Annotated in this window: 14 protein-coding genes; 4 read left to right on the top strand and 10 right to left on the bottom strand. The window is 66.6% G+C overall.

Going from position 1 to position 13,771, the window contains the following annotated elements:
* Nucleotides 1–38 precede the first annotated feature (38 nt).
* Together HGK58_RS11730 and HGK58_RS13845 are read right to left on the bottom strand one after the other, a co-directional pair.
* A complete protein-coding gene (locus HGK58_RS11730) occupies nucleotides 39–563 on the bottom strand; it encodes a DUF1992 domain-containing protein (protein WP_227412144.1) in 525 nt (174 codons plus the stop codon).
* Between the two features lie 66 nt (nucleotides 564–629).
* The gene (locus HGK58_RS13845; RefSeq protein ID WP_227412136.1) at nucleotides 630–956 is read right to left on the bottom strand and encodes a cupin domain-containing protein; all 327 of its coding nucleotides are present in this window, start codon (nucleotides 954–956) and stop codon (nucleotides 630–632) included.
* A 60-nt stretch (nucleotides 957–1,016) separates the two neighbouring features.
* Between HGK58_RS13845 and HGK58_RS13840 the strand changes: the two genes are divergently transcribed.
* On the top strand, nucleotides 1,017–1,358 hold the full coding sequence (locus tag HGK58_RS13840; RefSeq protein WP_349236213.1) for a DUF488 domain-containing protein: 342 nt from the start codon (nucleotides 1,017–1,019) through the stop codon (nucleotides 1,356–1,358).
* A 352-nt stretch (nucleotides 1,359–1,710) separates the two neighbouring features.
* Nucleotides 1,711–2,556, top strand: a complete 846-nt coding sequence (locus HGK58_RS11715) for a CPBP family intramembrane glutamic endopeptidase (RefSeq protein WP_349236212.1) — start codon at nucleotides 1,711–1,713, stop codon at nucleotides 2,554–2,556.
* Nucleotides 2,557–2,576: 20 nt separating this feature from the next.
* On the opposite strand, the gene HGK58_RS11710 is transcribed toward HGK58_RS11715, so the two are convergent.
* Together HGK58_RS11710 and HGK58_RS11705 are read right to left on the bottom strand one after the other, a co-directional pair.
* Entirely contained in the window at nucleotides 2,577–3,095 is a 519-nt protein-coding gene (locus HGK58_RS11710) for an O-acetyl-ADP-ribose deacetylase (RefSeq protein ID WP_168627806.1), read from the bottom strand.
* A gap of 28 nt (nucleotides 3,096–3,123) precedes the next feature.
* Entirely contained in the window at nucleotides 3,124–4,131 is a 1,008-nt protein-coding gene (locus tag HGK58_RS11705) for a DUF2510 domain-containing protein (protein WP_168627805.1), read from the bottom strand.
* Nucleotides 4,132–4,353: 222 nt separating this feature from the next.
* On the opposite strand from HGK58_RS11705, the gene HGK58_RS11700 reads away from it, so the two are divergent.
* Together HGK58_RS11700 and HGK58_RS11695 are read left to right on the top strand one after the other, a co-directional pair.
* Entirely contained in the window at nucleotides 4,354–5,472 is a 1,119-nt protein-coding gene (locus HGK58_RS11700) for a winged helix DNA-binding domain-containing protein (RefSeq protein ID WP_168627804.1), read from the top strand.
* Between the two features lie 20 nt (nucleotides 5,473–5,492).
* Nucleotides 5,493–7,244 carry a DUF2207 domain-containing protein gene (locus HGK58_RS11695; RefSeq protein ID WP_168627803.1) on the top strand — a complete coding sequence of 584 codons (1,752 nt, stop codon included), beginning with the start codon at nucleotides 5,493–5,495 and terminating at the stop codon, nucleotides 7,242–7,244.
* Here HGK58_RS11695 and HGK58_RS11690 read toward each other — a convergent pair.
* The 6 genes from HGK58_RS11690 to HGK58_RS14090 form a co-directional block, all read right to left on the bottom strand.
* Nucleotides 7,241–7,504, bottom strand: coding sequence for an acylphosphatase (locus tag HGK58_RS11690; protein ID WP_168627802.1), 264 nt, complete (start codon nucleotides 7,502–7,504; stop codon nucleotides 7,241–7,243). The genes HGK58_RS11695 and HGK58_RS11690 overlap by 4 nt on opposite strands.
* A 3-nt stretch (nucleotides 7,505–7,507) precedes the next feature.
* Entirely contained in the window at nucleotides 7,508–7,726 is a 219-nt protein-coding gene (locus tag HGK58_RS11685; protein ID WP_168627801.1) for a hypothetical protein, read from the bottom strand.
* 177 nt (nucleotides 7,727–7,903) lie between these two features.
* Complete coding sequence (locus HGK58_RS11680) at nucleotides 7,904–8,761, bottom strand: DUF4190 domain-containing protein (RefSeq protein ID WP_168627800.1); 858 nt, start codon at nucleotides 8,759–8,761, stop codon at nucleotides 7,904–7,906.
* Nucleotides 8,762–8,833: 72 nt separating this feature from the next.
* Entirely contained in the window at nucleotides 8,834–10,138 is a 1,305-nt protein-coding gene (locus HGK58_RS11675) for a GNAT family N-acetyltransferase (protein WP_168627799.1), read from the bottom strand.
* A 34-nt stretch (nucleotides 10,139–10,172) separates the two neighbouring features.
* Nucleotides 10,173–10,580, bottom strand: a complete 408-nt coding sequence (locus HGK58_RS11670) for a CoA-binding protein (protein WP_210422930.1) — start codon at nucleotides 10,578–10,580, stop codon at nucleotides 10,173–10,175.
* Nucleotides 10,570–13,767 carry a beta-phosphoglucomutase family hydrolase gene (locus HGK58_RS14090; RefSeq protein WP_210422929.1) on the bottom strand — a complete coding sequence of 1,066 codons (3,198 nt, stop codon included), beginning with the start codon at nucleotides 13,765–13,767 and terminating at the stop codon, nucleotides 10,570–10,572. Before HGK58_RS14090 ends, HGK58_RS11670 begins: the two co-directional genes overlap by 11 nt.
* Nucleotides 13,768–13,771 lie beyond the last annotated feature (4 nt).

Raw genomic sequence — 13,771 nt, 5'->3', positions numbered from 1 at the left:
TGGTTGAGGGATCGCGAAGCGATCGTCTCGAAACCAGCTCAATCAGCGCGCTTGCGCAGCCTGTCACGCCACGATTTCCGCGGTTGCGGCTGAGCATCCTCCACCCGCTCCGCTTGCCGTGCCCGGCGCCGTGCCCTCCACGCGGCAACCTCGGCATCGATGTCGCGCGTCATCGTGACGACCGGCGGTCCGCCCAGCAGCTGACGCCGCGCCTCGATCACACGCTTGTTGAAGTCCTCGAGGATGCCACGGACGTCCGCCTCGGTGAAGGCCCGATCGAGCCTCTCCTCGAGCTGGACATCCTCGGTGCGGAGTGTCAGGGCCGGTGGCCCTAGCCCGGTGATGCGTTCGCTCTGGATCTTCTGGCGGATCCACCAGTCGGGGTCGTACACCCGCCCCAGGTTGGTCAGGGGCTTACCGGCTCCAGGCAGGTTGTCGAAGTCCCCGCGGCGGATTGCCTGCTGGATCGCCATCTCGACGGCTTGCGACCGCTGCTGCGCGGTCGGCGCTTGCTGCTCCTGCTCTTCGGCATCCGGTGTCGATTCGTCGAGGCGGTAGCGCATAGCCCGGATCCGCGCATCCTCGTCGGGGTGCTTCGCGGACATCTTCCCAGCATAGTTTCGCTGACGCTATCTGGTCACGAGCGTGAGCATCAGCCGCGCATCCGTGACAGCCTCCACCTCGTGGCGTGTCTTCGCGGCCAGGCTGATCAGCCCACCCGGCTTCAGGATCAGCTCCTCACGCGCCACGCGCACCTTGAGCTCGCCGTCAACCGCCTGCATGAGCAGCTGGCCCGGCGCGGCATGGTCCTTCAGCACGTGACCCTCGGCAAACGACAGCATGACGACGCGCACTCCGCCGTCGGAGAGCACCGTGTTGTGGCTCATCCCCTCGGCGGGCACGGGCGCGGTGGTCAGCAGATCCTCGACAAACGTGAGCACTGTATCGGATTCCATGCTCGCCACCGTAGCCGCAGGCGCTGTCAACTGGCACTGTTGACTCACAGGAGGTCGAACGTGGAACTGAGAACGAAGCGCATCTACGACGATCCGAGCCCGGATGACGGCTACCGCGTTCTCGTCGATCGTCTCTGGCCGCGAGGAGTGAGCAAGGAGCGTGCGGCGCTTGGTGAGTGGGCGAAGGAGGTCGCGCCGAGCGACGAGCTGCGCACTTGGTTCCACCACGAAGTGCCGAACTGGCCGGAGTTCGAGCGGCGCTACCGGGCAGAGCTCGACAAGAATCCGGCAGCGGCAGAGCTGCGCGACTCGCTGGCCGGACACAAGGTTGTCACACTGCTCTTCAGCGCGAAGGACGAGCACCACAACCAGGCGCTGGTGCTGGCCGACTGGCTCAGCTGACCCTCAACCATCCAGCGAGACTTTAGGGCTTGCGTCCCCCGTTTGGGGGAGTAGTCTGTGGCCACTAACGAGGTAAAACTCGACGGTATAGAAGGCCTCCTGAAGCTGCAATGCAGGTTCGGAGGCCTTCGCCATGTGCATCCGGTGCCGATGGACGCTGGATGGTCGCACACAGGTCTCGATCTCGGCAGCGCCCCCCTTTGGGGGATTATTTGCCGCTTGACGCGGGGTTACTGTGTCTCTACGCAATACGGGGGGCACCCGGGGGCGGTGAGATCACAGAAGCGCTGGACGGTACGGGGGTAACGGCCAGCCAAGGATCCCACCGCCTCCTGGCGTTTAAGCTGGAACGGTGAACGTGATCGAGTTGCGCCCGGCCACCGGAGTCTCCTGGCGCCTTCTTCCCGCCGCGCTGGTTTCTGCATCCGCGGTGTTGCTCTTCGGTGTCGGTGCTGACCACGACCTGGTCCCGCGACTGGCCGGCTACCTGCTCCTGGTGGCCGGCGTCGGTTCCGCGTTCGCCATCGACCGCGAACTCGCCGCCGACCTCGGCCTCATCGCAATCGGCATGGGGATCATCAGCACCATCCGGCTCGAGGCGGACATCAGCTACCTGAACATGGTTGTCATGGGAACGGTGCTCGCGCTCGCCGTCGTCGTGCCGTACCTGCTGTCGCGCCACGTCGTGAACCGCCGCCCGGGCACGCAGCCGATCGTCTTCCCGATTCTGACCGGGCGGCGCTGGTCGCGTGTGCAGTGGGTGTACCTCGTCGTCGTGGTTTTGCTGGGCTGGCTCATCCTGCCGACGTACTTCATCCACTCCGGCGCGTACCTGAACTGGCCGGCGGTCAGCGCACCGGATGAGATCGCGCGCCTGTTCGTCGGCGTTAACGCTGTTGGCATCTGGGATGAGCTGTTCTTCATCTGCACGGTGTTTGCTCTGCTGCGCAAGCACTTCCCGCTGTGGCAGGCGAATATCCTGCAGGCGACGATCTTCGTCTCGTTCCTCTGGGAGCTCGGCTACCAGAGCTGGGGTCCGCTGCTCACGATCCCGTTCGCGCTGCTGCAGGGCTACATCTTCATGCTGTCGAAGTCGTTGAGCTACGTCGTGGCGGTGCACCTGCTGTTCGACGTCGTCGTGTTCCTGGTGATCGTGCACGCCCACAATCCGGGCGCTCTGCCGATCTTCCTGTATTGACGACCGCGGGTGCGCAGGCCTCAGAGCAGTTCGCTCGCCGCCCGGTGGAAGAGCTCGTGCAGCTCGTCGCTGAACAGCACGAATCGCACGAGCTCGAAGTCGTCGAGCCGGTCGGCGACGCTGCTCACCGCGACGAACGCAGCGCTCTCCTTCGGCCATCCATATGCTCCCGCCGAGATTGCCGGGAACGCGACCGACTCGGCACCGAGCTCAGCCGCGACGTCGAGCGAGCTGCGGTAGGCGCTCTCGAGCAGGTGGGTGCGATCGTCGCTGGGAGAGTGCACGGGGCCGACGGCGTGGATCACCCAGCGGGCCGGAAGCCGCCCTGCGCCTGTCGCAATGGCCTGCCCGGCAGGCAACCCGTGCGGGAGGTGGTCCCGGCGCAGCATCCGGCACTCGGCGAGGATGTCGGGGCCACCCGCCGCGTGGATCGCGCCATCGACTCCGCCGCCGCCGAGCAGGGACGAGTTCGCCGCGTTGACGATCGCGTCGACCTCTTGTCGGGTGATGTCGCCCCGGATGATCTCAAGGCTGCCCATGAGCATCCCCTCCAGTCACCGAGGCCTGCTAGAACCCCAGGAACTGGCGGGCGAAGGAGATGAACATCGACACTGCGGCGACAGCAACCGTGATGACGCCGACCGTCAGCAGCAGGTTGACCCACAGCTGCCAGGTCATCTTCGACGTGTTGCGGAACACGGAGATCGTGCGCGCAATCAGGTAGACCAGCGAGCCGAGCAGCGCCCACGCCCAGTGCGCTGGTGTGATGTGCCCAAAGCTGGACAGCCGGCTGCGGTCACTGATGGCGAGCAGGAGGGTCACCGCGAACATCACCGCCGCCACAACCGCGAGGACCAGTTGCATCGGCGCTGCTTCGAGGCCGGGGATGTTGACCAGCGCGAAGATGGCGCCGAAAGTCAGCAGCGCTGTGATCAATGGCGTGAACGCGATCACCCAGGATGACGCGGTGTTCGACCGGGTCGGCCTCGTCGGACCGGACAGCCCCCGCCAGCGCGCGCCCGCGGGGTTCGCCTGGCCGGGCATCGTGCTGTAGCGAGTCGTCTCACGACCCCACTCGTAGGCTTGCTCACCCGGCTGGGAGAAATCAGCCTGCACCTCACGCAGTTGCGAGCGCGACGGCCCGTCGCCGACAGCCAGGGCAGGCGGCCAGGTCTCGGTGCCGAGGCCGGTGCCTTCCGGGTCGGTGAGAATCCCCGGCTGCTGGGTCAGTTGGGCGTCAACGAGCACGTCCAGGGCGGCGACCGGCGCTGGCACCGCGGCGGCCTCCGGCAGTGTTGCCGGCTCGGCTACTGCGACCGGCTCCGCCACGGTTGCTGGTTCGGCCACGGCGACCGGCTCGGCCACGGCGGCCGACTGCACAGCGGGTACCGCCGGAGCATGCAGCGGTACATCCGTGGGAGGCAGCGCCGGGAACACGGCCGTCGAACCGGTTGTTGGCGGAGTCGTCCCGTGAACGGCATCCGTCCACTGGGTTCCGTCCCACCACCTGAGTTCGGCGACCCCGTGGGGGTCCGGATACCACGCAGCGGGCGCGACGTCTCCCTGATCAGACAATCGTCCTCCTTGCGAATTCGGGTTAGCGAGGATTGGTTCCGAGTGTAAACAGGCTGAACCCAATCCGGATGCCCCCAGTTTGGCCGGATATATCGGTCGTAGTCGAGTTGCGGCGACCGGCAGGCGAGTCCCCACAACTGGGTACGGTTGATTCACCTTAGCGACGAATGCTCTCTGCGCGCGCGCATTTTCTGCGCCGCGCCGCCCGGCTACCATTCGTGCATGGCGCTCAACCCGGAGCTGGTCGCGGCGCGCAGGCTCGCGCGCCACCTGCTTGAGGAGCCCCATGCACCGGATGCCGCCGCTGCCGCCTCCGCATCCGTCGGCACCCACGCGCAGATCGCGTCGTCCGCGGAAGTCTCGATCGGCATCCGGATGGCGGCCGGCGGTGCTGCCGACGTGCGCGAGGCGCTGTGGCCGCACCGCACCCTGACCAAGACCTACGGCCCGCGCGGGACAGTGCACTACCTCGCTACCGACGAACTCGGCATGTGGCTGCCCGCGCTCGACGCCGTGCCGGTGACCGGGGGAGGGCCGGATGATGTGCGACTGGACGGCGACCAGACCACCGCGGTGGTCGAAGCCGTTCGCGACGCGCTCGCTCAGCCGGGCATCGAGGACGGGCTCACACTGGACGAGCTGGACAAGGAGGTCGTTGCCCGAACGGGTTCGTGGGCTGGAGAACTCGTGATGCCGGCCTTCCAGACCTGGTGGCCTCGGTGGCGACAGGTCATCTCGCGCGCCGCGGCCCGGGGCGCGCTGGCGTTCGGCCCTGGCCGTGGCCGCACCATCACCTACGTCCGGGCACCCGACTACGTGCGCGTAGAAGAACCCGAGGTTCAGTTGCTCCAGCGCTACCTGCACGCCTACGGCCCGGCAGCGCCGCGCGACTTCGCCCGGTGGTTGTCGGCCCCGATCGCCTGGGCTGACTCGGTGTTCGAGCGCGCATCCGTCGAGCGGATCGCTGACGTGTTCGTGAATGCTGGGGACACCGGCTTTCCCGACGCAGCCTCGAGCGCGGTGTTGCTCCTGCCCTACTTCGACGCCTTCGTCGTCGGCAGCCACCCCCGGTCCGAGCTGTTTCCCCGCCGGGCCTACGAGCGGGCACTCGCTCGTGGGCAGGCGGGCAACTACCCGGTTCTGGTGGTGGACGGCACGGTCCAGGGTGTGTGGCATCAGAAGAAGAGCGGCAAGCGCATCGCCATCACGGTTGAGGCGTTCAGCAGGCTCAGCGCCGGCCAGCGGCGGGAGGTCGAGCACCGCGCGGAACGCATCGGAGCGATCCAGGGAGCGTCGGTGTCGGTGAGCTTCGGCGAGGTGAGCGTCGGGCCCCACGCCTGATCGTCAATAGAGTTGAGAGCGTGAAGCGCCTCCTCACTTTCGTCTCCCTCACCCTCGCTCTCGTAGTCGGCTTCGCCGCCCCGGCCGCTGCCGACGTCGACGACTTCCACTTCGACAGCTTCACCGGCGAATACTTCCTCAGCGCCGATGAGAGCGGACACTCGACGCTGCGCACCGTGGAGACGCTCGTCGCGGTGTTCCCCGACTTCGACCAGAACCGGGGCATCCGGCGCGAACTCGTCGACCGCTACGACGGGCATCCGACCGACATCGACGTCGTCAGCGTCACAGACGAGTTCGGCGCACCACGCGAGTGGGAGTCAGAGAGCGACGGCGATTTCGTGGTGCTCACCATCGCCGGTGACAACTATGTTCACGGCGAGCAGACCTATGTGATCACGTACGAACAGCGCTTCGTGACCAGGTACTTCGACGACACAGGCGTCGACGAGTTCTACTGGGACACTAACGGCACCGGATGGGGGCAGCCGTTCGGTTCGGTCACCGCCAACGTGCACATTGCCGACGCGCTACGGGACTCGCTCACCGGTCAGGTGGCCGGCTACGCCGGCTACGAGAGCTCGACCGACCCGGCGACGATTGCGGAGTTGCCGGATGGCTTCTCGTTTTCGGCAACGAACCTGCAAGCCGGCCAGAACGTCACACTGGCGATCGCCTTCGAGCCAGGCACCTTCACCCCGCGGCCAAGCGGCTTCACCGACTCGATCTGGCCGATCCTCGCCGCGATCGGCGCCGCGCTGGCGGTGGGCGCGGCGATCGCAGCCGTTTTCGTGAGGTTGCGGCTGCTCCGCGACGCACCGAGCCGCGGGCTGATCATCCCCGAATACCTCCCGCCGAAGGGCGTGAACCTGTTCTACTCGGCGAACACGATTCACCAGGTGAGCAGGGCCACCGCGGCCGAGCTCATCAAGCTTGCCGTCGACGGCAACATCCGGATCCTTGAAGAGGAGAGGCGCGGCAAGTTCACCCTCGAGTTCCTCCACGACGACGGGCTCGACAAGGACGAGAAGTCGTTCATCAACGCGATCTTCGAGTACAAGCCGGCCCCCGGCACACGCAAGAAGCTGAAGTCGTCGGACAGCAGGGCGGCGAAGCGCATCCTGTCGCTGAACGGCCGGGTGTCCAAGTACATGGTGGAAAAGGGCTACCGGCGGAAGGTCCCGGCGATGAGGGTTGCCTGGGTGGTGATCGCGGCGACCCTCGCGTCGGTTGCCGGCGTGCTGTTCAGCATCGTCTCGTTGGATCAGGACTACGGCGGTGCGTGGCCGGTCTTGACCCTGGTCGTCTCGGTGGCTGCGGCGATCGCAACCTACATGCTCGTGTCCAAGTCGCCGCTGGCCGCCAAGGGCGTCGAGCTGCGCGACTATCTGAAGGGGCTGCACGAGTACATCGACCTCGCGGAGACGGATCGGCTGCAGTTCCTGCAGTCGCCGGAGGGCGCGTTGCGGTCCCGGGTGTCGGTGGATGACCCGGCGCAGGTCGTGAAACTGAACGAGCGGCTGCTGCCGTACGCGGTCCTGTTCGGCGAGGAGAAGCGCTGGGCGCAGGAGCTGGGCCGCTACTACGAGCAGACCGGCTCGCAGCCCGAGTGGTACTCCGGGACGAGCGGATTCAATGCGGCACTGTTCGCGAGCAGCATCGGATCCGTGTCGTCGACCGCGTCGTCATCCTTCAGTGCGTCTTCGGGTGGCTCCGGCGGCGGTGGCTCGTCGGGCGGCGGCGGTGGTGGCGGCGGGGGAGGTGGCGTCTAGCCAAGCTGAAACCCTGCCTGCCCCGTCTCGCCCAACTCGGTCACGTCGATCGCGTCGACCCGGGCGTGACTCGGCCCCTGCCGCAGCCAGGCGGTCATCCGCTCGACTGCGGCATCCGGACCCTCAATCTCGACCTCGACGCTGCCGTCTGCACGGTTCCGGGCGTGCCCACTCAGGCCGAGCGCTTCGGCCTCGCGCCCGGCCGACCAGCGGAATCCGACCCCCTGCACCAGTCCGCGCACGATGACGAGCTTGCGCACGGCTTACGGCAGCCCGCCCATGTCGCCGTCGGCACGCGGGTTCCGGGGCAGGTTCTCGAGCGGCTCATCCGGATCTTCGAGACCGAGGTCCTCGCCCGGCTCGTCGATATCCGGGCCACCGTCAGGTTCCTTCGGCGGGATCGGCACTTCTGGCGATGCCGGATTGGGGATCGACGGCACGTCCGGCTCGCTCGGAGTCTCGGGGTTGTTGGGGTCGCTCATGAAGGCTCCTGATTCTTCGTTGGCGCGGGACTTCCGCTCGTTCCCGAACGTAGGCGCGCACGGCATCCGGATGCGCAGTTGCCAGCGATCTAGCAGGTACCTGGCGCCCGGTGGACGACGCATAACGCAGAAGCGGCTCTCATCCATTTCAGGATGAGAGCCGCCTCTTCGGGTTACCTATTGAGCAGCGAAGAAGAACTTGTCTCCGAAGAGACTCGACACGGCCCACGTGCCGCTTTCGGCATCGGCCGTCGGAATGAGGATTGTGATGTTGCCGGATGCAGTGCCTCCTGGGAAGAGCTCATTGATTCCGTTGAAGGCTGGCTCAGGGTCCACCACCCACGAGTCAATCTGCGTGTGCGTCGTTCCTGCGGCCGAGACGAACTCAACGCGCACCCCCAATGACGGAAGGCCGGTCTCATCGCCGACGTAGGTGACAGTGAGTGGCACAACGGCGTACTGGAACCCATCCTTCGGCGCGTCGTTGAACTGATTCGCTGCCTTCACGGCGTCGTTAGCGTTCAGGATCGGTGCACCCAGGGTGACCTCGAACTCGGCTTCTCCGAAGTTGGCGAGTTCAATCGTTGTGCCGATCGGTGCGGGATTTTCGCGAGTACCGACCTCATCGGCCGAGTCATCCGACTGCTCATCGGCGGGAGCCTGGCCGTTGTCGACAATTTCGGTCTTGGGAAGGGAGTTGTCAACTGCCGCGATGAAGCCGGCGGTGTAAGCCGTTGCCAGGACGATCGAAAGGATCATCGCGACGAACGAAACGGCTGTTCCGGCGATCGCGACACCCTTTGACTTGTTTTTGAGGAACAGCGCGATGATGCCAAGCACCAGGCCGACGAACGCGACGAATCCTGTCACAAAGTTCAGGAAGGGAATGAAGGAGCCAACAAACGCCACGATTCCGACGATCAGTGCTGCGATGCCGAGCCCGTTGCTGGACTTAGGCTCGGCGGGCTGTGGTGCGGGGGCGTAAGGGGTCGTTGGTTGCTCAGGATTTTCGGAGACTGGTGGTGTAGGCGTCATAGTTCTTCCACTGTAGGTGCAGCCCACGACAACGGTCGTTCAAGCTCCACCCCCAATGGGGGTGGACTCAGGTCAGAACCAGATGCTCAACCAGGGCGCGACCGGCGACGCGAACGCTCGATCAACCGCCACTGCAGCGCCCGGCGTCTGTTCCAGGATCCGCCCGGCCTTGGCCAAGGTCGTCGCCGACACCGCGCCGAGGCTGATCGCGGCGAGCTCATTCACCGACAGCGCCACTCCAGCCGCATCCGGGGCGTCGCCGTCGCTGACCAGGCCGACTCCATCCGCGTCGACCTCGAGCAGGTAGTCGCCGGTGGCGAATCCGAGCGGATCGGTCACCGTGAGCCGGAACCGCCCCGGCGCGCTGTACCGCCGCGCTTCGAGCACCGCCCTCGGGTCGAGGATGCGCAACCAGAGGTGGTCGGACTCCCACGTCTTCTTCACCGCGCGGAAGTCGGCCACCTGCCAGCGGAACGGCTCGTCCACGGGGCGCAGTGACGCCGTGATGGTCGTGATCAGGTCCACCTGGAGCAAGTAGCGCCAGAGCGCCGAGTAGGCGTCATCGGTGGCGCCGATCAGGTAGCCGAGCGAGAGCTTGCCCTCTGCCTCGCCGCGGTCCGGCCGGTAGATGGCGAAACCCTGCGGTGTGCCGTGCTCGTCGTCATACCGCACGCAGCGGGCGCTCTTGGCCGCATCGTCGCTGGGGAGGCCGAAGAGCCGATCCCACAGGATGCCCCAGAAGCGGATCTGACCGGGCACCGCGAGGCGAGCGCGTTCCAGGATCGCCGGGCCGTCGTGATCGCGCAGCTGTTCGGTCGTGACCAGCTGTACCCGCCCACCGGGGATCGCGCCGCTCCATTTCGCGCGTGCGACATCGATCTCCCACTCGGCCATCATCGCGGCGGGGGAGAAGCCCCATCGTTCGTAGATGGTGGCCTCGGATGCGGTGAGAATCGCGGCCGGGATGCCCAACGCCTTCGCGGTGCGCAGCTCGCCCTCCATCAGGCTGCGCGCGATGCCGCGCCGGCGATGGGTTGGAGCCACCGTCACCGCGCTGATCGCCCATGCCGGGATGCTGGCCTCCCCGGCGACGGTGAGGTCGGTGACCCACGACCCGAGCGTGCCGACCGGTGTCGGGGCGTCCGAGAGCGTGTCATCCCAGACGCCTACCGCACGCCGTTCGAGGTAGGCGAAGCGGCGCAGCTCGGCGCTGTCGGCGTCGCCGGCCGGGTCGTGGAAGCCGCGCCCGACCGCACTGAGCCAGTGCCGGAACGCGACCGGATCCTTGGTGTCGACGAGCTCGTAGCGGAGCTTGTCATCGGCGAGGGCGGCGGCGGATGCCGCGTCAACGGGCGCGGTGCGGAAGTCTGCAGTCACCGCCCCAGTCTTGCGCAGGCGGGCCCCGGATGCGCTACTTGCGGATGCCCAGCCGACGCACCGTCGCTCCGATGCAGATGTCCTCGAGGTAGGTCATCCCCGCGTTCTCTGCCGTCGCTCGCGCGTCGGCTGAGGTGATGCCGAGTTGCAGCCAGAGCACCTTGGCGCCGACTTCCGCGGACTGCCTGGCGACATCCGGTGTCTCCTCGGACGGCCGGAAGACGTCGACGACATCAATCGGCACCGGTATTTCGGCGAGGGAGCGGTAAACCTTCTGACCGGCGATCTCGTCCGCCTTCGGATTCACCGGAATCATCGTGAACCCCGCTTCTACCAGCCAGATCGGCACCTCACCGGAGGGCTTCTCGGGGTTCGCTGATGCGCCCACAACGGCAATGGTCGTAACGGAGGTCAGGAGGGCGCGGAGTTCATCATCGGTCATGCGGAGAGTTTGCCATGCTTGTGCGGTCGTCATGGGCGAACTCGAGCGTCTCTCCGGGCGAGATCATGTGCCGTTGCCCCTGGATCTCCAACTCAATCGGTGCGGTGCCGCCCGGGTTGACCTGCACGCGCATGAGCCGCTCGTCCACCGTCAAGCGCAGCAACTGGTGCTGGAAGTTCAACGTGAAGTCGATCTGGCGCAGTTCCGGTGGCAGCACAGGGTCGAGCTTCAGTCGGCCGGCGCGCACGTCGAGTCCCGTGTAGCAACGCGTCACCATGTCGATCGAACCTGCCATCGCACCCAGGTGCACGCCCATCTGCGTGGTGCCGCCCTGGATGTCCGCAAGGTCGCTCTCGAGCGCCTCGACCAGGAATCCCCATGAGCGGGCTCGATCCAGTCTCGCCTCCACCCATGAGTGCACAACATTGCTCAGCGTCGAGCCGTGCGTGGAGCGGTCGCGGTAGTACTCCACGGTCGCCCGCACCGCTTCATCCGGGAACTCGTAGCCGAGCCCGCCGAGCACCTCCCGCAGCTCGTCGGCGCTGAACAGGTATAGCAGCATGAGCACATCTGCTTGCTTCGACAGCTTGTAGTTGTTGGTGCTGTCGCCCTCGCTCGCGAGGATGAGGTCGAGTCTTCCGATCGACCCGTACTTCTCGCGGTAGCCGTCCCAGTCGAATTCCTTCAGTGTGTCGAATCCCTCGAACTGGCTGATCACCCCATCCTCGTGGAACGCCACCCGCAACCGCCGGCCGATGTTTCGCCAGCGGGCCTGCTCGCCGGGGCGAAGCTGGACTCGGGTCCAGACCTGGGCCGAGTAGCGCACCTTCAGCAGGTCCACCACTTCCGCCGTGCGTTGCAGCACCCACGCCGCCATGACGTTGGTGTACGCGTTGTTCTTCAGGCCCAGGCCGGGGGTACCCGGGTAGCCGTCATGAAACTCGTCCGGCCCCATGACGCCTGAGATGTCGAACCGGTCGTCGACCGGGTCGTGCACCGCGAGCGATGCGAAGAACCGGCTGACCTCGATCATGAGCTCGGCGCCCTGCTCGACGAGGTAGTCGAGGTCGCCGGTGATCTCGTAGAAGCGCCACACGCTGTACGCGATCGCGAGCCCGACGTGGCGCTGCCTGGACGAGTTGTCCGGCATCCACTGCAGGTTGCGCAGGTTGTAAAGCTGCGTCGGCGTCTCCTCACGCCCGTCGATGCCGCTCTGCCAGGGGAACATCGCTCCCGCGTGTCCGTTCTCACGAGCCGCGGCCTTCGCCTCGGCGAGTCGCCGGTACCGGTAGCCCAGCAGCGCGCGGCTGATCTCCGGTCGGTGCATGGACAGCGTCGGGTAGACGAACATCTCGTCCCAGAAGATGTGGCCCCGATACCCTTCGCCGTGCAGCCCGCGTGCTGGCAGTCCGGCGTCGAGGTCGGCGGTGACGGATGCCACCGACTGCAGCACGTGGAAGGTGTTGATGTTCAATGCGAGCTGCTGGCGCTCGTCCGCCTTCAGCAGCACAGTGAACTCGTTCCACAGCACGCGCCACGCACGCTCGTGTTCGGACACCAGGGTCTGCAGGTTAGGCAGCCGCCGAATCGAGGTGGTCGCAGACAGCGACGGTGACGAGATCGCCCGGTCCCTGGAGGTGTTCACGACCAGCGTCTTCTCGATCGTCAGCGGGACGCCCTTCGTCAACTCGACGTCGATGTCCTGTGCGATCCAGCCCTTCGCATCCGTCTTCAGCGTCCTGTGCAGGTTGTGCAGCACCACGCTGTCGACGCTCACTCGAGTCCGCGCCGCCATTGCGATGCTGATACCCGACTGGTTGGTCTCCATTTCCAGCAGCAGCGACTCGGAGTCGACCTGCTCCATGGCTCGCGGCTCGAGGTGCTGGTTCGCGAGCAGCCGGTACTCGGGCACGTTGCGGTTGGCGACTCGTCCCTCGATGCCCGACCGCACGACGATGTCGCCCGACCAGTTCTCCGCCTCGATCGTCATGCCCAGTCCGGCGAGGTGCGACGCCGCCTGGGACACGAAGCGAGCCTGGGTGACCTTGGTGATCCGGCCGACGCCGTCCCGCATCCGGAGCTCGCGGGTGAAAACCGCGCGACGCAGGTCGAGGGTCTGCTCGTAGTCGAGCAGTTCCACGTCGTCGACGCTGAACCAGTTGCCGCCGTCCACTCGGAACGTCAGTTGCAGCCAGTTCGGGGCGTTGACCAGATGTTCATCTTCGACCACATGCCCGCCGAGGTCGGTCTGAAGCCGGTTGTACACCCCGGCGAGGTAGGTGCCCGGGTAGTGGGGGGCGTTATCACTCGACTCCGGCGCGGCGCCGCGGGTGGCGAAGTACCCGTTTCCGAGCGTGCACAGGGTCTCCCGAAGCGGTTCGGTCGCGGGGTCGTAGCCGGTGTAGTGCAGCCGCCACGGGTCGCTTTCGGTCTCGCCGCCAGCCCAGCCGGGATGCGCGGCCTCCAGTCTCGTGTCGAGGTTGCTCAGGTCGGTTGCGACCAGATGGGCGCCGGCAACCCGCAGGCCGCCGGCGGTTCCGCCGCGGCGGCTCACGCCGACGACCCAGCCGAAACCCCCGTTGGCTGCGGCGGCGACGCCGGCCACCGAGTCTTCGAGCACTGCCGCTCTCGCCGGCCGCACCTTGAGCTCGCGCGCCGCCTCAAGGAAGGTTGCCGGGTCCGGCTTGCCCGGCAGTCCAAGTTCACGCGCGCGGTTCCCGTCGACGAAGACGTCGAAGTACTGCTTGACCCCGGCGGCCTCGAGGACGCGGTCGGCGTTGCGGCTGGAGGTCACGAGCCCGATGGGCACGGAGCGCGAGCGCAGCCGGTTCAACAGCGTGACCGTGTCCGGATACGCCTTGACGCCGTTCTCCTCCAGATACAGGTCGAAGTGGTGCTGCTTGCGCGCCGCGAGCGACTCGATCGTCACGCCGTCGCCGGACTCGGGCACGTCGATGCCGCGAGTCGCAAGGAAGGCGCGCACTCCGTCCTCGCGGCTGCGGCCGTCGACCGATCGTCGGTAGTCGAGGGTCTCGTCGAACGGCGCGGCATCCGGGGCCAGCTCGGGGATCACCTCGTCGAAGAGCGCCTTCCACGCGCCGGCGTGAACGCTGGCCGTGTCTGTGACGACGCCATCCATGTCAAAGATGACAGCTTCGAACGTGTCGGACTCTATGCGGTCAGTCACACGG

Origin of the sequence: Cryobacterium sp. BB307, from assembly GCF_012274275.1 — a bacterium.
GTDB lineage: Bacteria > Actinomycetota > Actinomycetes > Actinomycetales > Microbacteriaceae > Terrimesophilobacter.
The sequence above is the reverse complement of the archived record's forward strand: the minus strand, read 5'-3'. Positions and strand labels throughout refer to the sequence as shown.

Coding starts and splice junctions, on each gene's coding strand:
- HGK58_RS11730 (WP_227412144.1), bottom strand. CDS start 563: ATGCGCTACCGCCTCGACGAATCGACACCGGATGCCGAAGAGCAGGAG.
- HGK58_RS13845 (WP_227412136.1), bottom strand. CDS start 956: ATGGAATCCGATACAGTGCTCACGTTTGTCGAGGATCTGCTGACCACC.
- HGK58_RS11710 (WP_168627806.1), bottom strand. CDS start 3,095: ATGGGCAGCCTTGAGATCATCCGGGGCGACATCACCCGACAAGAGGTC.
- HGK58_RS11700 (WP_168627804.1), top strand. CDS start 4,354: ATGGCGCTCAACCCGGAGCTGGTCGCGGCGCGCAGGCTCGCGCGCCAC.
- HGK58_RS11685 (WP_168627801.1), bottom strand. CDS start 7,726: ATGAGCGACCCCAACAACCCCGAGACTCCGAGCGAGCCGGACGTGCCG.
- HGK58_RS11680 (WP_168627800.1), bottom strand. CDS start 8,761: ATGACGCCTACACCACCAGTCTCCGAAAATCCTGAGCAACCAACGACC.
- HGK58_RS11670 (WP_210422930.1), bottom strand. CDS start 10,580: ATGACCGATGATGAACTCCGCGCCCTCCTGACCTCCGTTACGACCATT.